Raw genomic sequence first — 18,419 nt, 5'->3', positions numbered from 1 at the left:
GAAAAAACGACGGACATAGCCGCAAGTTAAAGGCTGTGTCCGTCGTTATTTTTCTGCTATAAAAGTTTTTGATAATAGTCGATTTTTTCTCGATCCCATTGCAAGCCATGTCCACTCCGGTTAGGAGGGATGGCGACCCCATTTTCAATTTGAAGCGTTTCTAGCAAGATGTCATCAATTAACGGAAAGTGCTCGATTGAAATGCAATTCTTTGCGGAAAGCCCTAGTTGGATATGAAATTCTGGCAGAAAATGAGGCGTCAGCACGTAGCCGTGTCCTTCGGTGATATTAGCAATCCGGTTCCATTCACTGATGCCTCCTACCAAAGGCACGTCGGGCTGAAAAATTGAAGCGGCATTCTGTTTGATATAGTTGACGAATTCGAATCTTCCGTGGAGGTGTTCCCCTACGGCAATCGGGATACGCAACTGCTCGGCCAACCTTTGGTGTCCGTTAATGTCTCCTGCTGGCAGCGGTTCTTCCATCCAGTAAATATTCAGCTCTTCTAAATGCCTGCCCAATTGCAATGCCTCCGGATAGGTCAGCCTTTCATTACAGTCGACCATGATATCGAAGTCATCACCGACGGCTTCTCTTACCGCTTGTATTCTTTTAACGTCTTTTGCGATGCCTAAAGCTCCCGCACGGAGTTTGATGGCCCGGTAGCCTTCCTCCTTGTAGGAGAGGGCACCTTCGATTAATTCCGTAGTCGTCATTCCATGCGTTGCCCGCCCGCTTCCGTAAATCGGCATAGTCTCCCGCTGAGCACCGAGCAGGTGGTACAACGGCAAGTTCTGCTCTTTGGCACGGATATCCCAAACAGCAATATCGATTGCGGATAGGGCCAGCAATCCGTTTCCATTCCCCATCCGCTGATGTTTGTCCCAAAGGGTATGCCAGTGTTTATCCCATTCCTGTAATTTTGTGTTCAGTACAACTGGTGCTGCTGTATCATCAAGATAAGTTTTTACACTAGTCCCTCCACCCGTCAAAGCGAATGTAAAGCCAGTACCGATCAATCCGTCACTGGAAGTCATTTCAACTAAAATGAAATCTACTCCAGTTGCTCCGCTGCCGCCCCGTCCCTTGCCGAGAGGGATATGTAAATACTTCGATTCTAAATTTCTTATAGTCGCCATTAATAAAGCCTCTCCCATAGATTGAATTTACTGAAATTATAACATATTTTTATTGTATAATTTAGGAGGAATCAATAAGAGAAGCTATGAATCGGAAGTGACGGAACGACAAGAAATGAAGAGTATATTTATGGTAAAATGCCTTAAAGAAAGAAGGTTGAGGCATTGAGAAAAGCAGTAATAGGACTGGTGACATTACTGATGTTGCCCGGCTGCACATTTTACGAAGGCGATACCCGGCACAATGCGGCCGGGGAAGAAGCGGCGGTACTCACCGTCCACTACATCGACGCCGGCCAGGCGGATGCCACGCTGTTCGAGCTCGGCGAACATGCGATGCTGATTGATGCCGGCGACTGGAACGCGACGGATGTCGTCGAGTACCTCGAAGCGCAGGAGATCGGCGACATCGACATCGCGGTCGGCACGCATCCCGATGCCGACCATATCGGGCAGCTGGCGCAAGTGATCGGCCAGTTCGACGTCGAGGAAGTGTGGCTCCCCGGCAACACGAGCCCGTCCAACACGTTCACCGGCGTGCTCCAGTCGATCGACGCATCAGGTACCGGCTACGTCGAACCGCGCGCCGGCGACGAGTACGAACTCGGTTCACTCGAGATCGATGTGCTGTACCCCGAGGAGATCACGGGCGAGACGAACGAGGAGTCGATTTCCCTGAAACTGACGTACGGGGAGACCGACTTCATCTTCACGGGGGATGCCGGCACGGAGCAGGAGCAGGACATGATCGACAGCGGGGCGGACCTGGATGCGGAAGTGCTGCAGCTCGGCCATCACGGATCGAACACCTCGACGAGCCGGGCTTTCCTGAGAGCCGTCTCGCCGGAAGTCGTCATCTACAGCGCGGGCGAAGGCAATCCGTACGGCCATCCGCATGCCGAAGTCATCGCATCGGCGGAGAACATAGGCGCCGACGTGTACGGAACGGACGTCAACGGGACGGTCATCGTCAAAACAGATGGCGAGACGTTCGAGGTCATTCCGTCGGAACAAGGCACGCCGACCGAAGGCGAGAACCGCTGCATGGACATCAACATCGCTTCCCAGGCGGAACTCGAGCAGATTGACGGCATCGGGGAAGCGCTGGCGGAAGAGATCATGGACGAGCGGCCGTTTGGCAGTGTGGAAGAATTGCTGCGGATTGATGGAATCGGTGAAGGGAAACTGGCGGCGATTGAAGCGCAGGGGTTGGCGTGTGTGGGATGGTGAGAGGGGGCTGGACTGGAAAGAGGACGATAAATTGGCTGTTATTTTTTATGAGAAGTGGAGCGGTTCGAAATTTATAAAGCCTGATTACCAGAACAGAATGAAGCAGGAGCGTTGTTTATTTCGGAAGTACAAAATGGACTTATTAATTTCATATATATTTTACGTAAAAACGGCAACCGATAAATAAACTAAAGCCAAAGCGCTTCCAGAACCGCTGAGGCGACGGGGTAGGGAATTCGTAGTACAGGAAGAGAAGAAAAACGTTCTTCTCTTCTTTATTAGTGTGGAGAATTTTTTCATGATAAAGACGAGCCTGCTTGAAACTTTTGATATAATCAACGAAATGGATAGAAGGTCGAGCAAAGGTGGAAATATGTTCACCCTCTTCATGAATGTCTTACTGCAGAGGATTCTAGAGGCAATCGCAGGAAAAGAAGAAAAACAGGTACCCTTGTATAAAAAAGGATGGACTCCGGTATGAAAATATTGATAAGCGAACGAGACCAATATGAGCGGATGGCAATTGAATGGCTGATTTCCACTTATTCCATTCCAATTGACGAGTTGTACACGGCAAACACCCTTCAAGAGACTCTGTTTCTAATAGAGAGGGAAGTACCGGATCTTTTATATATTGAGCTGGATATGGTTCCAATGAAAAGCTGGGAAAAAACCAAACAGTACTTGGTCAACTATAGTTCAGGCATTATAGCAGTCACGGCGGAAGCGACATTCGAACGGGCAAAACAGGCGTTGGAATTGGCAAGTGTCGATTTGCTGGTCAAACCCCATGATCCCGTAAAAATTAAAGAATGTTTAGGAAAAGCATTATCGAAGCTGTCGCGCCAAGAAAAGGACATTCCCTTTTCAAGTAATTGGGAAGCGCTGGCTTCTTATCAAGCATTGTTCTTGAAAGAAGAGGAGAAGCCGCCGGGCATTGGTCTTATGCTTTTTCATACTGAGGACAGCCAAAAGCTCATGGACCTCATCTCATTCCTGGGAAATTTTCCATTCCGTGAACACCCGACAGTCTTGCCTTTGACAGACATGGTCGTTTGCTTATTCCAACAACCGACTACCGGTCTGGAAGAATCAGCCCGAAAAGTATTGCGGGAGTGGGAAACTGAGAACTCGGAACCGCTTGCGGCCGTGGTTATTCCGCCGCAGCAGAATCCAAGGGATATCCATACAATGTATCAAACAGCGAGAAGACTGATGGAACTAACATTCTTCCTAGGATATCGGCAGGTAATCAAGCCGGAAGAATCGTACAATACCTGGAAAGAAATCGATCCATTCCTTTCTTCATCCGAACAGAGGGAATGGATCGATATGCTGAGCAACTTTGATAAACAGAGAATCAAGCGATGGATGCACGAGGAATTTTTGCATGCATCTGCTCCTTTTCCAAATCCAGAGCAACTGAGGACAAGACTGACCAGTATCCTGGCGCAAATACGACGCTTCATGAAAATTTATCAGCTGGATCAGGGGGAGATGGAAGAGCGGTACCGCCAAATCTTTTCTGAAATTCTCTACAACCGCGTTCTCTATAGAATCGTGCAGGAGACGCTGCTGTTTCTCTATGACTTGCTTGACCGCTCCAAAATGCATGAGGTTTTTGTGAAAAAAGATGTAATTGAAAAAGGACTGAATTATATAGAAGCGCATTTCGCGGACCCCGACCTGTCTCTTGAAAAAGTGGCTGAAGCAGCGGGGAGAAGCCCGGCCTACTACAGCCATCTGGTCGTGAAAAGGCAAGGAGAGTCCTTTCGCCGGATTTTGATGAACAGGAGAATAAAAGAAGCCAAGCGATTATTGATTACGACAGATCTTTCCATAGGGGAAGTTGCTGAACAGGCGGGTTTCCGCAATCCAAGTTACTTCACCCGTCTTTTCAGAACCCAGACGTCGATGTCTCCCCGGCAATACAGGGAATCCCATAAATAGGTGATGAAAAGAGCTGAAATCCACAGCACTTGCGGCCAGAAAAAATGTGGGCAAATGCCGGACAGTGACGGCTGGATTGCCAAGTTCCACAAAACTGTTAATTCCTTTCGGGATTAGCAGTTTTTTATATGAATTTTTTACAGCAAAACGAAAAGAACGCCTCATTTCATTTTGGCTCCCAACACCTATTTTCTTTAATAAATTCAATTTTCGTAAATAAAGTAAACTTTTTGATGAAAAAATGGTATTTTATTTGCTTCTGTTCAATAAAAGTGGTGTATTTCAAAAGTTTCCCCTCTATTTTCTGCTGCGCCTTCCTTTTATAATTTTCTATATATTCTTGATAAAGAAGCTATGACGGATGTAATGAAAGCGCTATCTTCACAGAAGGGGATACTGAAGAACAGTGCCATAGCCTCTTCATCAAAATCAGCAAAAGGGGGATTTAAAAATGGCAATTACCACAGAAGAGAACCGATTTGTCGAAGGTGAGAAAAGTCAGGAGCGAAAGACGCGTAAATCAGTTTTTATACCGGCATTTTTAGTGGTCGGCGGAGGCGCCGTGTTAGGAATCGTCAACAACGAGCTGCTGACTGAAATCGCCTTAAAAGGATTTGAAGGATCTCTGCGGAGTATGGGATGGCTTTATCAGATCATCTCCATTATCGCCTTGATCGTCGTGAGCATTGTGACATTCTCCAAAGTGGGCAATATCCGTCTGGGCGGCGATGATGCGAAACCGAAATACCCGTTCATGGCATGGTTCGCCATGGCACTGACTGGCGGAATTGCAACAGGCGTCATTACTTATGGGGTGAATGAACCCATCATTTATTTCGGAAGCATTTACGGTGAAATGGCGCAGACGGGTATCGAACCAGGAACGTCTTCTGCAGCAATATTCGCTATGGGACGTTCCATGTACAACTGGACATTCATTCCTTACGCAATGTATGCCTTGAGCGGCCTTGTTGTCGCGTATATGTATTTTAACCGCAAACAGCCGCTGTCGGTCTCTGCGACGCTGACACCGCTTTTCGGGGAAAAGGTGAAGAAAGGGATCTGGCCGGGAATCATCGATACATTAGCCATCCTTGCCATCGCTTTGGGTTTGGCATCATCCCTTGGCGCTGGACTCGCTCTGGTGGGCTCCGGCATTGAAACAACATATGGAATCGAACAAGGACCGGTCATCTGGTTCCTGCTGGCTCTCCTCATCACGGCGTTATTCACACTTTCCGCGTTGAAAGGGCTCGATAAAGGAATCCGGAATATGGCTTCGATCAATGCATGGGTCTTTTATGTGCTGCTGATCGCACTTTTCATCATCGGTCCGACTCTTTACATTTTAAACACGACAACCGTTGGCATGGGCTACTGGTTACAGAATTTTTGGGTTTGGGGTCTTGATCCATCCTCAATCGGCGGAGAAGCGCTGGTGATGTGGTGGACGCTGTATGATTGGGCGATCTGGATTGCGTACGCGCCGCTGATGGGAATCTTCCTGGCTGTCATTTCGTACGGACGCACGATCCGTCAGTTCATGTTCATCAACTGGATCCTGCCGGCTGTGTTCAGCATTGTCTGGTTCGGCATCTGGGGCGGAACAGCGCTTTTCTGGCAGTCGAACGGGAACACCGATCTGGTAGCCACCATTCAGGAAAGCGGAGCCGTCGCCGGACTATGGACATTCCTGGCCAACCTTCCGCTGGCGGCCATCATCATTCCGATAGTCATGATCGCACTCATCTTGTCATTCGCGACTGCTGCGGATTCCATGGTGCGGGCAATTTCGACTCTCTGTACAGTCAACATCCGATTTGATGAAGAACCGGCAAAATGGAAGATGCTGTTGTGGGCGCTTTCCATCGCGACAATCGCCTTTATCATGGTGGCGTTTGCCGGCGGTGAACAGGGCGTGGATGGCGTGAAGTATTTAGCAGCACTCGGCGGATCCGCCGTCCTGTTCGTATTCGTCCTGCAGGTGATCAGCGCGATTAAGATGTTTTTTATCGATAAACTCGAACGGTAACCAGTCATAAAGGAAAGGCGGAGAAGAATGGCCATCAAAAACATTCAGCATGTCACACTAGGCGGGAAAATTTCGCTTGAGGAATTTGTGGCTGTCGCCCGCTTGAAAGTACCTGTCCATTTTTCTGAGGAGTACCGGCAGCGGGTCGAAAAATCAAGTCGCCTCGTCCAGTCATGGATAAATGAAGGGAAAGTGATGTACGGAGTGAACACGGGATTCGGTGCTCTCTCCACACAGCTCATTTCTGCTGAGGAAACTGCCCTTTTGCAAAGGAATATCCTAGTGTCGCATGCCACTTCCGTCGGAGAACCGCTCGAGGAAGAAACCGTCCGGGCCATCCTGCTGATGGTCCTGCAGAATGTCGGCCAGGGCTTTTCCGGCGTCCGGTTAGAGACGCTGGACATGTACCGCCGGTTATTGAACGAGAGAATCACGCCATATGTACCGGGTGAAGGATCCGTCGGGTATTTGAGCGTGGAAGCGCATATTGCGCTGGTTTTGATCGGCCAGGGCAAGGCCTATGTCGACGGAGAACTGCTTCCCGCTTCCGAAGCGTTGTCCCGGGGGGGATGGAGCCGATCATTCTGTCCGCGAAAGAAGGGCTGGCACTGACGAGCGGGACCACGAGTCCGACCGGCATCGGAGCACTGGCGCTATACGACATGCTCAATGCCGCGAAGACAGCGGACATCATCGGCGCCATGGCACTGGAAGTGCTGAAAGGGACGACACGGGCGTTTGACGACCGGTTAATGAGCGTCCGGCCGCATCCGGACCAACGGGATACGGCAGCCAATATCCGGAAGATACTGAGTGATTCGGCAATCGCGAAAGAACACGTCGATCACCGGCTGCAGGATGCGCTTTCTCTAAGAGCGATCCCCCAACTCCATGGAGCTGCCAAAAAGACATTGAAAGACGCGAAGACAACAGTCGAAATCGAAATGAATGCCTGCTCCGATAACCCGATTCTTTGGCCGGATGGGGACGGAGCGATTTCCGGGAGTAATTGCGACGCCTCCTATATCGGAATCGAAATGGATTCCGCCTGCATCGCAGCGACCGCCATCGCCAAGATGTCCGAAAGGCGGAACAACCGCCTGATAAATGGGCGTCTGTCGGAATATCCTCCGTTTCTTGTCGGCAAAGCGGGTTTGAATTCAGGCTTGATGATTCCCCAGTACAGCCAGGCGGGACTCCTGAATGATATGAAGATCCTTTCCCATCCCGCTACTGTGGACAGTGTGCCGACATGCGCCGACCAGGAAGACTATGTCAGCATGGGCTATAACGCAGCAAAAAAAGCGAAAGACATCGCGCGGAAACTGGAATACATTCTGGCGATTGAACTCTTGTCCGTCCATAACGCCTATCAATTCATGGAAGAGGATCTGGCACCGGGCTCCGCTTCCGCTACAGTAGTGGAAAGAATGAAAAAAGATATTCCCGTCATGACGGAAGATGCATATCTCTATCCTTACTTGGAAACACTACGGAGCCTCATTCATTCCGGTGATGTGGCGGCTGCGGCCGAAGAACAGACCGGGGAACTCCTGTAGGTTTTGCCAAAGGGAACGTCACGGGAAATTACAATTATAGAGAAGGCAGGTCATTAACATGATGAAAACGTCCGAACAAAAAGTGATCCGTTACCGCGGAACAGAACTTCACACGAAAGGCTGGATGCAGGAAGCGGCGCTGCGGATGCTGATGAATAACCTGGATCCGGAAGTTGCAGAAAAACCGGAAGATCTCGTCGTATACGGCGGTATCGGTAAAGCCGCCCGAAACTGGGAGAGCTTCGACGCTATCGTGAAATCGCTGAAGGAACTCGAAAACGATGAAACGCTGTTGGTGCAATCAGGGAAACCGGTCGCGATTTTCAAGTCGCACACAGATGCGCCGAAAGTGCTGATCGCCAATTCCAATATCGTTCCGGCTTATGCGAACTGGGAAACTTTCCATGAACTTGATAAAAAAGGGCTCATGATGTATGGGCAGATGACGGCAGGCAGCTGGATCTACATCGGCTCTCAGGGAATCGTGCAAGGAACCTATGAAACATTCGCGGAGCTCGCCCGCCAGCATTTCAGCAGCACACTGAAGCACACGATTACAGTGACAGCGGGGCTCGGCGGAATGGGCGGGGCACAGCCGCTCGCCGTCACGATGAACGAAGGCGTCTGTATCGGGATCGACGTGGATGAAAGCCGAATCGACCGGCGAATCGAGACGCGATATACTGACGTGAAGACGGATTCATTGGAAGAAGCCATCCGCATGGCGACTGAAGCGAAACAGGAAGGCAAGGCCCTATCAATCGGGCTGATCGGCAATGCATCCGATGTTCTTCCGCAGATGATCGCAAAGGGTTTCATCCCGGACGTCTTAACCGATCAGACATCCGCCCACGATCCGCTGAACGGCTACGTCCCATCCGGGATGTCGCTTGAGGAGGCGGCAGCGCTCCGGGAAAAAAATCCGGCAAAGTACGTGAAGCTTTCCAAAGCGTCAATGGCTCAGCATGTCCGGGCGATGCTCGATATGATGGAGAAGGGTTCAGTGACTTTTGATTATGGCAATAACATCCGGCAGGTGGCGAAAGATGAAGGCGTAGAGAACGCATTCGATTTCCCCGGGTTTGTGCCGGCCTACATCCGCCCCCAGTTCTGTGAGGGGAAAGGTCCTTTCAGATGGGTGGCCCTCTCCGGTGATCCGGAAGACATCTATAAAACCGATGAAGCGATCCTGCGGGAATTCAGCGACAATGAACACCTGTGCAACTGGATCCGCATGGCGCAGGAAAAAATCCAGTTCCAGGGTCTGCCTTCGCGTATCTGCTGGCTTGGGTATGGCGAACGAGCCCGGTTCGGGAAGATTATTAATGATATGGTAGCGAGCGGCGAACTGAGCGCGCCGGTCGTCATTGGTCGTGACCATCTGGATTCTGGTTCAGTGGCATCCCCTAACCGGGAGACCGAAGCGATGAAGGACGGTTCGGATGTGGTGGCAGATTGGCCGATCCTGAACGCGATGATCAATGCGGTCGGCGGCGCGACCTGGGTATCACTGCACCATGGCGGCGGTGTCGGCATGGGTTACTCCATCCACTCCGGTGTTGTCATCGTCGCGGACGGAACGAAGGAAGCGGCAACACGCATTGAACGCGTACTGACAAGCGACCCGGGTATGGGCGTGGCGCGCCACGTGGATGCCGGTTATGAGCTGGCTGAACAGACGGCGAAGGAGAGAGGCGTAAACATTCCGATGCTGAGAACAGAAAAGGAGTGACAGGGACAACAATGATTTGGATTAAAAACATACATCAGCTGGCAACACTCGCGGGCGGTCAGAAAGGCCCGCGCTCGAAAGAGGCAATGTCCGAACTCGGACTGATCGAAGACGGCAGTCTGCTGATTGAGGACGGAAAAATCAAAGCGGCAGGAACAACGAAAGAGCTGAAAGAAGCCTATGCGGCAGAGGTCCAGGACGCTGAAATCATCGATGGGAGTGGCTGCCTCGTCACGCCCGGTCTCATCGATCCCCATACCCATGTCGCATTCGGCGGCAGCCGGGAGCGGGAATTCGAAATGCGGCTGGAAGGCGTTTCTTACATGGATATCATGAACGCCGGGGGCGGCATCCATGCCACCGCGCGCATGACCCGCGAAGCGACAGAGGAAGAAATCATCGAGCAGACGACGAGCCGTCTGGATTCTTTCCTGAAGCACGGCGTGACCACGGTCGAAGGGAAAAGCGGCTACGGCATGGACCTGGAAACCGAATTGAAACAGCTGAAGGTTATGAAGCGCCTGCAGGGCGAACACCCGATCGACCTTGTGCCGACATTCATGGGAGCACACGCTGTGCCGCCTGACTATAAAGGACGGGAAGATGACTTCGTCGACTACATCATCAATGAAATCCTTCCGGTCGTAGCGGAAGAAAAACTGGCGGAATTCAATGACGTGTTTTGTGAAAAGGATGTCTACACCCCTGAACAGTCGGAGCGGATTCTGATAGCAGGGAAGGAACTCGGCCTTCTTCCGAAAATCCATGCAGATGAAATTGTCTCTTACGGCGGAGCGGAACTGGCGGCGAAAGTTGGGGCGGTTTCGGCTGAACACCTGCTGAAGGCGTCAGATGAAGGAATCAAGGCGCTGGCAGAGGCCGGAACCATTGCCTGCCTGCTGCCGGCGACCGCCCTATTCCTCAGAGAGGAAGTGGCCAAGGGGCGGCAGATGATCGATGAGGGCGTCGCTGTCGCGATTTCCACTGACTGCAACCCCGGCTCGTCACCAACCACTTCCATGCCGCTTGTCATGAATCTCGCGTGCATTTTAATGCGGATGACACCAGCGGAAGCGCTGACCGCCGCCACATATAACGCGGCGTGCGCTATCCGCAGAGAAGACAGCGTAGGATCTCTTGAAGTGGGGAAACAGGCGGATATCGCCATGTGGAACGTGAAGAATTACCAGGAACTGCAGTACCTGTTCGGGGTCAACCACCTGAAGACGCTCTGGAAAAAGGGCGTTAAGGTGGTGGGAGAGTAATGACGGAATCATGGCTGCAGACCCCGGAGTGGTCCTGGAACGCTGAGGCGGATGAACCGACCCATGTCCATCAGTGGGTCAGGAAACTGAATGAAGCGGACGGAAACCCGGATCTCGTGCTGTACGGCGCGCCGATTTCGCGGTCGTCCATTAGTGTCTCCGGCGCTTCACTTTATCCGGCCGAGTTCCGGAAGCTATGGAAAGGCTTCGCGACCTATAACCTGGACGAAGATTTCGACCTGACTCCATTCACCGCGACGGATGCCGGTGACGTCATCATGCATACGACCGACATTTTGCTGTCGCATCAGCGGATAGAAGCGGCGGCGGAATTTCTCGCTGCCGGCCATCCAAACGCTGTCACCTGCATGATCGGCGGCGACCATTCGACCACGGCGTGCGCAGTGCGCGGCATTAAAAAAGCGTATCCGGAAGAAAGAATCGGCATCCTGCAATTCGACACCCATCTGGATGTGCGGGATCCGGAAGAACTCGGCCCAGCGAACGGCACGCCCATCCGGCAGCTGATCGACGGAGGCGCCATTCAAGGGAAAGATGTCACGAATATCGGCCTGCACGGCTACTTCAACGCCAAGCCGCTCGTCGACTATGCAAAACAGCACAAAATCAATATGATTACGCTGAAACAGGCGCGCAGCGACAGTTTTGTCCAGACGGTAAAAGAATCGCTGGACCGCTTATCGGCTAAAACAGACCGGCTGTATGTAACGGTCGATATGGACGTGCTCGATATTTCAGTGGCACCAGGCGTTCCCGCTTCCACACCGGGCGGACTGAGCGCGGCGGAACTGTTCGATGCCTTGCTGCAAGTGGGCAAACACCCGGCTGTCCGGCATATCGACTTCGTTTGCCTCGACCCAAGCAAAGACTCAAGAGTGCAGGAAACTGTCAAAACCGGCGTCTATGCCTGGCTGCAATTTGTGACCGGTAAAGCGATGGCTAAAGTGAAGTAAATGAAAGTAATACTGTGCCCGTAAAGCATTCTTCTGCTTTGCGGGCATTATTAGGTCAAGACACTGAAAGCAGCCTTTAATCTCTATATCCAGCTCTTGGGCGACATATGCACAATTGCTGTGGTCGATCTTATTTCTAAATTGCTTGATTATAAAAATCAACGCCTTCGTGAATGCTTATTGAACGGTGGAAGAGGAGAACTGAAAAAGAGGACAAAAAAGAAAGCTGGAAAAGAGAAGCTTTGAAGCTCTATTAATTTCGTAGTGGTGTTGGCTTGGATTACAGATGGTGGACGGGCGGTCATCCCGGTGGAAGGAAAAGGGGTGCAGTCCATGATTATGGAAGCTGAGTTGCTGGAAAATAGTATTAGAGAGATGTTATTCCAAGTAACAATCCAAGAGAATAAAGGGTCTTTCACCACTTAAGCTAGGAAGCGTGGCCGCTATAAAATTTGATGGATTGATGCACTCATCGGTAAATTAAGGTAAGAAAAGCTGGAAAATCTTCTTCAAGGGGTGCCATGTAGCAAACGAAGAAGTGGAACAGCAGTATCCTTTTTGCTGTCTGCTTCTTCGTTAGTTTAGGGGATTCATCGGATATTTAAACCCGGAAAAGGTCAAAGCGGATCTACTTCAGTGAATTCCAATTTTTCCGTGGTTCTGTTGAAGGAATACTTAATCAATCTAACATTCCTCCATTTGGCAGTAATTGCAGGTCTTCGTCCTTTGATATAGTTCCTTTCACAAAAACCTCTTCTATAAGATATAACCTCTTCGGGGAAATCATAGGCAACTAAAAAGGCGCATATCATTGAATAGTCACCATGCGAGTATTCCTGATTAATCCAGTCGACATACTTCATTAGTTGCTCTATAGCGTCTAGGGTGGCGGAATCTTTTTTGATTTCAATCAAGAGATATCGTGAGATAGTGTCGAAACTTGGAATGAAACGATATCCGAAGATATCCATTTTATCCATGTAATCTATAGGCTTGAATGGAGAGGCGATAACTTGATGGGATATATAATCCCATTTGCCGAATACTGTATCATCTTCTGCAGATAAAACGTCTATTAAAGCGGCTTCTATAGCCATTTCATGGCCAATTAAATCATCCGATGAACAATTCTTCAGTAAATTTTTTGATGTTAGATAATAGTCGCCGTTTACCGTATTCATCACGTGAGGGTGAAGGTTAGCATGATGAGCGAACCTCCCTCTTCCACTTCTCAAGTTTTCTTCATTACTTTTTAGTATTATATCCTTTAGTGCTTTATTCTCCTCATCCCCCACTTTAACAAAAGAGAGTTTCCAAAATGCCCTTAACATTCTAAAACTCTGTGGGTTGGATGCTAATACGTCGTCCATATCCACTCCACGTACGAAAAATTCGGGAGAAGACTCAAAGAGGCAAACACAGCGGTTCTTGATATTTATTAATCCTTCATTTATCAGCATATTGCTTCTTACTTCATCATACTCCGGGTTAACTGGCAAATCGGACTCAGGAAAATTCAAATATTTACAGTCTTCCCCGACTTTCTTGAGGACTCCTAATCCGTATATTTTCCTTTCATGGAAAAAATATACATTATCGCCTGCTTTCATGCTTAAAAAATCTGCGAAAGTACCTTCAATCTGCCTGTTCCACCTACCATTTTCCGGCACATTTATTATGGTGCTATAGACACCATTCTCGATACAATCAATTAAGGAATCTCTACTGTTTAAATTGAATATGTAGCCAGCCATCTTATGCCTCCTTATAAAATCTTTGAAACTCCAGAAATATCGAATGCTGGTAACTGTTCTGGTAATTTTAACATTAAATTGAAAAAATCATAAGAGAGGACTGAAAACCAATCATAGGAATTTAGTGTTCCCTGTCAAATCAAGCACAGTCTGTACCGGAAGTTTAATCAATCGTTTTAGGAGGGAAAACAGTTTGAAAAAGGGTTGAAGCCGATGACCGATACAATGACCAAAAAACAACGAAGTAAGACCATGGGTGCAATTAGGGCCCAATCAAAGTTGGAGAACATATTTTCTAAAGCCCTTTGGCACCGTGGGTTCCGTTTCAGGAAGAATGTAAGGAAACTGAAGGGAACTCCCGATATCGTCATGCAGAAATATAAAATCGTCATTTTCATCGATTCATGTTTCTGGCATGGTTGTCCAGAGCACTTTAAAAGACCCAAGAGTAACCAGGATTTCTGGGATAAGAAGATTTCCCGCAACCGGGAACGCGATAAAGAAGTTGATGAGTTTTATAAGGAAAGGAATTGGAACGTAAAGCATGTATGGGAACATGAAATACGTAAAGATCTTAAAAAAACTGTGGACGAAACAGAAGAGTTCATTAAGGGAATCAAGCAGGAGTATCGAGAAGCCAAAGAATCGAAAAAAAACTGAATAAATGACAGTAGGATCTTAATCTTTCTGACGTTTTCCTGTATAATTAGGGCATTACATCGAAAGGGTGTTCGTATATGGAGGATAAGAAACTGCGGGTAGCTGAATTATTTGCCGGAGTCGGTGGTTTCAGGCTTGGTCTGGAACAAGCGAATTCCGAACTTTTCGATGTGGTATTCGGTAATCAGTGGGAACCATCGAAGAAGGCACAGCATGCTTTTGATTGCTACACTGGAAATTTCGAAAATGGAATTCATTCAAACGAGGATATAGCAAAGGTTCCTGATAATTTATTCCAGGAACTCAATATCGACTTATTGGTCGGAGGCTTCCCATGCCAAGACTATTCCGTGGCGCGAAGTAAATCAGGTGAGCAGGGGATTCAGGGTAAGAAGGGGGTGCTATTCTGGGAAATAAAACGTGTCATCGAGAATTCTTATCCCAAATATGTATTGCTCGAGAACGTGGATCGCTTGCTCAAATCCCCTTCTTCTCAAAGGGGACGGGATTTTGCGGTCATGCTCGCTACATTCCGTGATTTGGGCTACAGCGTGGAATGGCGAGTCATAAATGCCGCTGATTATGGGCAGGCGCAACGGAGAAGAAGAGTATTCATCTTCGCTTATAAGAATGGAATCAGTTTCGATGCCAGGCAGTCCGAGAAAGCGGGCGAGGAAATCGTCTTTCAGGATGGCTTTTTTGCGAAGGCTTTTCCTGTGCAATCCGAACCGTACAAGGGAAGGGTTTCTTCTGTCACTCTTCCAGCGGATATAGTCGGTCTGTCCGACTCCTTCTCTTATACGTTTCATCCTGCGGGTTATATGAAGGAAGGGGAGGTCTTCACAGCACAACCGATTCCGGTGGAAGAACCGTTCGTTCCGCTCGGTGAAATATTGGTGAACGAGGACCAGGTAGAAGAAAAGTTCTATTTAAACGAAGGTAATATTGAAAAATTCGCCTATCTACGTGGACCGAAGAGAATCGAGCGAACTTCTAAAGAGGGGCATACCTACCATTTCTCAGAAGGTGGGATGTCACCGACCGACGAATTAGATAAACCGGGACGGACTATGCTAACAAGCGAGGGGACTATCAATCGGAGCTCACATATAGTAGAAGTGAATGACCGCAAGAGATTTCTGACACCGGTGGAATGCGAACGGCTCAATGGATTCCCGGATGGTTGGACTTCAGGGATGCCAGACCGGATGCGTTATTTTTGTATGGGCAATGCTCTCGTCGTCCAATTGATTGAACGGATGGGTTCTCGGATAGAGGAATTGGAAGCGATGGAGGAGCCTGCGGGAATACAATTGGAATTTTCAATCTTTGGCTGATACTCATGTATCAGCTTTTTTATTTTCATGATAAAATATGGAAAAGAGAATTTAGGGGTTGATAGACCTTGGAATATAAAAGCGAGAAGGAGTTACTTTATCTAGCGGAAGCTGCAGAGGGAAAAACATTCGGGCAAATAGACAAAAGCGGACGAGTTGAAAACGAGCGGGCAAAAGGACAACTGGGTCAAATAATTGAAGAAAGCTATTTTGGTTATGAAATCAATTCAAGGGCAGAGGCTGATTTTGAGGACTTGGGTATCGAGTTGAAAGTCACCCCGATTAAAAGGAACAAAAATGGGAGCATTTCAGCAAAGGAGCGCTTAGTCTTAAATATAATTAACTATTACAAAGAAGTTGAAGAAACATTTGAAACTTCAAGTTTTTGGAAAAAGAACAATTCCCTCCTTATTATGTTTTATCAATGGCTACCTGAGGTGAAGAGAGCGGACTATCTTATTCTGAAATCGTACTTGCACAAATTCAATGAGAGAGACTTAACCATTATTAAACAAGATTGGGAAACCATTATTACAAAGGTGAGGGACGGAAAAGCCCACGAACTTTCAGAGGGCGATACACTCTATTTAGGTGCAAGCACGAAAGGGGCCAGTAAGAGCTCGACAAGAAGTCAACCTTACAGTCCTATACCTGCTATGCAGAGGGCATATTCCCTTAAGCAGAGTTATATGACTACGTTGGCGAGAAAGGTGATTGAACAGGAAAAGCTAATTTCCATTATAGAAGGAAAGAATGATAAAGGCGATTCTTTCGAAACTATCCTCGATTCCTATTTTTCTCCTTTTATCGGTAAAAGCCTTCGAGAAATAAGTAATAAGAAGGATATAGACATTAATCCCCGTAGTAAGAATTTCTTGCAGTTATTCATCAGTATGATGTTAGGCATTAAAGGCACGGATCTTTCGAAAATTGAAGAATTTTCTAAAGCTAATATCGCTTTTAAGACAATCCGCACCCATACCGATGGAAGGCTTAAAGAGCACATGTCCTTTAAGGGAATTGATTTTAGTATCTGGGCGGATGAAGAATGGCTTGATAGTTGGCTAAGGACATACTTTACCGAGACGAAGTTCCTTTTCGTGGTATTCGACTCAAAGGAAAATGGAGACTGCAATTCTCCTGATGGGCTTTACTTCAGAGGGGTGAGGCTATGGAATATGCCTATATATGAAATTGAAGGAAGACTAAGGGGATTTTGGGTAGAAGTACAAAAAATCTTGCGTGAAGGAGTGAAGTTAATCGAAGTCACTAGAGGTAAGAGGCGCATGGTAAGAAACAACTTGCCTAAACCAGGCTCGAATGGTCTATGTCATGTGAGACCGAAAGCAAGAAACGCAGCGGATGTGACCGTTCTTCCCGACGGACAGCTTATTACAAAGCAAGCGTTCTGGCTGGACAAGAATTACATTGAGACGATTGTCAGAGACATATAGACTGTCCTAATCTAATCCACCGCCGCTTTTTGTTAGTGATGTTTTCAACGTTCAGTACAGCATGGAAGTAAAATATCATTGAATAAGAGATTGCATAGTGATTCGGCCATTGGACAGTTACTTTCCAAGAAGAAGGAGGAATGGAAAATAGTCGGATTTCCTTGCACTATAGGCTGTCGTCTTAGATAGAAAGGCGATGACTTTGAAAATGATATTCAATGGATTCAAGGAGGGATTATATGAGTTGTCTGAAGTTGAGTCTTTTTCACGACTATAGCCGACAGGATGTACATAACATTTTTGGCTCGACGAGTAGATTCGTCCCAGGATCAGGTACTTGGGGCGTACATGGCATAATCCGTCTTTCTGACAGACCGGGTGATTACGTTCTTTTTGTGACCTTTGGTCAAGATTCTTTCGGATATACATTCAAGGAGGGTATAACAGGAAAAGGAGTATTAACCTGGCAATCCCAGAAGAGGCATTCATTAAACCATCCGGTCATCAGGGAATTCATAAACCACAACTCTGAGGACAATAATATTCATCTGTTTTTAAGAACGAGTAAATGGAACCCAAAGACCAAAGAATCACGGCTTTTCACATATCTAGGGAAAGTGTCGTATGTCACTCATGACAAAGAACAGGAGAATCCAGTTTTTTTAAAATGGAGAATTTTGAATTGGGAAAATATAGATGAAGGAACAGTTAGTAGAATGGCCCTTAATATAGACGCAGAGACAGTAATCAATGAAATGAGGTATGACTCGTCAATCGAAAAGAAGGCGGAAGGAGTACCTGAAGATGTTCGGGGGTCTTCCCATAGCACTTTTTGGATGGAGAGCGGTAATAACAGTAACCAAGATACTATTGAATCGGTTGGTATGGAAGCTGGATACGAAGTCAAAAGGAATGGCAGCCAATTTTCTGACTTCATATCCGACCGAAAGCACGAGCGGATGGACACCCCCAGCATATCCGACAAATTGGAAAAAGGAATTGCTAACATCAAAGTCGGCAAATATGTGAGGAAAAGTATGACAAGAATTTTCATGGAGGGGGATATTGATAATTTGATGATTGATTTACTATTGGAGAAGGACTATTGCAAGCGAACCTTTGGAATCAATTTCCCTTTATTAAAAGAGGTGGAGGTGAGCACTAATATAAATCAACAGAGGTTAATGAAAGGGAAGGCAAGATACTGGACCGGGACGGTTTCTCACGGAAGAAGACATTTTTTGATTTGTAGTCAGTGGTATGAGAGAGACAGACGAAACTACATGCGATGGGAGACGGCACTCTATAAAAGATAATAGGGGACGATATGAAA

13 protein-coding genes and 1 pseudogene are annotated in these 18,419 nt (G+C 47.8%); 12 read left to right on the top strand and 2 right to left on the bottom strand.

The genetic code is table 11. The features are described from left to right. Positions 1 to 56 precede the first annotated feature (56 nt). Complete coding sequence (locus tag CCE92_RS03275) at positions 57 to 1,139, bottom strand: mandelate racemase/muconate lactonizing enzyme family protein (RefSeq protein WP_162287804.1); 1,083 nt, start codon at positions 1,137 to 1,139, stop codon at positions 57 to 59. A gap of 165 nt (positions 1,140 to 1,304) precedes the next feature. On the opposite strand from CCE92_RS03275, the gene CCE92_RS03270 reads away from it, so the two are divergent. The 8 genes and pseudogenes from CCE92_RS03270 (at position 1,305) to CCE92_RS03230 (ending at position 11,881) form a co-directional block, all read left to right on the top strand. Further along, positions 1,305 to 2,369 (top strand): MBL fold metallo-hydrolase, encoded by a 1,065-nt coding sequence (locus CCE92_RS03270; protein ID WP_241535856.1) that lies wholly within the window; start codon positions 1,305 to 1,307, stop codon positions 2,367 to 2,369. Between the two features lie 298 nt (positions 2,370 to 2,667). Then, positions 2,668 to 2,850: a hypothetical protein gene (locus CCE92_RS03260; RefSeq protein ID WP_088006088.1), complete on the top strand. Its 183-nt coding sequence runs from the start codon at positions 2,668 to 2,670 to the stop codon at positions 2,848 to 2,850. Continuing rightward, positions 2,847 to 4,319, top strand: coding sequence for a helix-turn-helix domain-containing protein (locus CCE92_RS03255; RefSeq protein ID WP_088006087.1), 1,473 nt, complete (start codon positions 2,847 to 2,849; stop codon positions 4,317 to 4,319). The genes CCE92_RS03260 and CCE92_RS03255 overlap by 4 nt, the downstream gene beginning before the upstream one ends. 451 nt (positions 4,320 to 4,770) lie before the next feature. Continuing rightward, positions 4,771 to 6,351 (top strand): BCCT family transporter, encoded by a 1,581-nt coding sequence (locus CCE92_RS03250; RefSeq protein WP_088006086.1) that lies wholly within the window; start codon positions 4,771 to 4,773, stop codon positions 6,349 to 6,351. Positions 6,352 to 6,378: 27 nt separating this feature from the next. After that, positions 6,379 to 7,910: pseudogene (locus CCE92_RS16365) on the top strand (HAL/PAL/TAL family ammonia-lyase). Between the two features lie 61 nt (positions 7,911 to 7,971). Further along, complete coding sequence (gene hutU, locus CCE92_RS03240) at positions 7,972 to 9,642, top strand: urocanate hydratase (RefSeq protein ID WP_420913222.1); 1,671 nt, start codon at positions 7,972 to 7,974, stop codon at positions 9,640 to 9,642. Positions 9,643 to 9,653: 11 nt separating this feature from the next. After that, a complete protein-coding gene (gene hutI / locus CCE92_RS03235) occupies positions 9,654 to 10,907 on the top strand; it encodes an imidazolonepropionase (protein WP_088006084.1) in 1,254 nt (417 codons plus the stop codon). Continuing rightward, positions 10,907 to 11,881, top strand: coding sequence for an agmatinase family protein (locus CCE92_RS03230; protein WP_088006083.1), 975 nt, complete (start codon positions 10,907 to 10,909; stop codon positions 11,879 to 11,881). Before hutI ends, CCE92_RS03230 begins: the two co-directional genes overlap by 1 nt. Positions 11,882 to 12,498: 617 nt before the next feature. Here CCE92_RS03230 and CCE92_RS03225 read toward each other — a convergent pair. Continuing rightward, on the bottom strand, positions 12,499 to 13,635 hold the full coding sequence (locus tag CCE92_RS03225) for a PDDEXK family nuclease (RefSeq protein WP_175578061.1): 1,137 nt from the start codon (positions 13,633 to 13,635) through the stop codon (positions 12,499 to 12,501). A gap of 213 nt (positions 13,636 to 13,848) precedes the next feature. Here CCE92_RS03225 and CCE92_RS03215 point away from each other — a divergent pair, with 213 nt between their 5' ends. The 4 genes from CCE92_RS03215 to CCE92_RS03200 all read left to right on the top strand — a co-directional run bounded on the left by CCE92_RS03215 (position 13,849) and on the right by CCE92_RS03200 (position 18,402). Beyond that, positions 13,849 to 14,295, top strand: a complete 447-nt coding sequence (locus CCE92_RS03215; RefSeq protein WP_088006082.1) for a very short patch repair endonuclease — start codon at positions 13,849 to 13,851, stop codon at positions 14,293 to 14,295. A gap of 77 nt (positions 14,296 to 14,372) precedes the next feature. Next, a complete protein-coding gene (gene dcm / locus CCE92_RS03210; protein ID WP_088006081.1) occupies positions 14,373 to 15,632 on the top strand; it encodes a DNA (cytosine-5-)-methyltransferase in 1,260 nt (419 codons plus the stop codon). A gap of 68 nt (positions 15,633 to 15,700) precedes the next feature. After that, positions 15,701 to 17,086, top strand: a complete 1,386-nt coding sequence (locus CCE92_RS03205) for a Sau3AI family type II restriction endonuclease (RefSeq protein ID WP_088006080.1) — start codon at positions 15,701 to 15,703, stop codon at positions 17,084 to 17,086. A gap of 239 nt (positions 17,087 to 17,325) precedes the next feature. After that, positions 17,326 to 18,402, top strand: coding sequence for a DUF3427 domain-containing protein (locus CCE92_RS03200; protein ID WP_162287803.1), 1,077 nt, complete (start codon positions 17,326 to 17,328; stop codon positions 18,400 to 18,402). The last annotated feature ends 17 nt before the right edge of the window (positions 18,403 to 18,419 follow it).

Source organism: Indiicoccus explosivorum (assembly GCF_002167005.1).
GTDB lineage: Bacteria > Bacillota > Bacilli > Bacillales_A > Planococcaceae > Indiicoccus > Indiicoccus explosivorum.
This window is presented reverse-complemented; position numbering and strand designations above follow the sequence as displayed.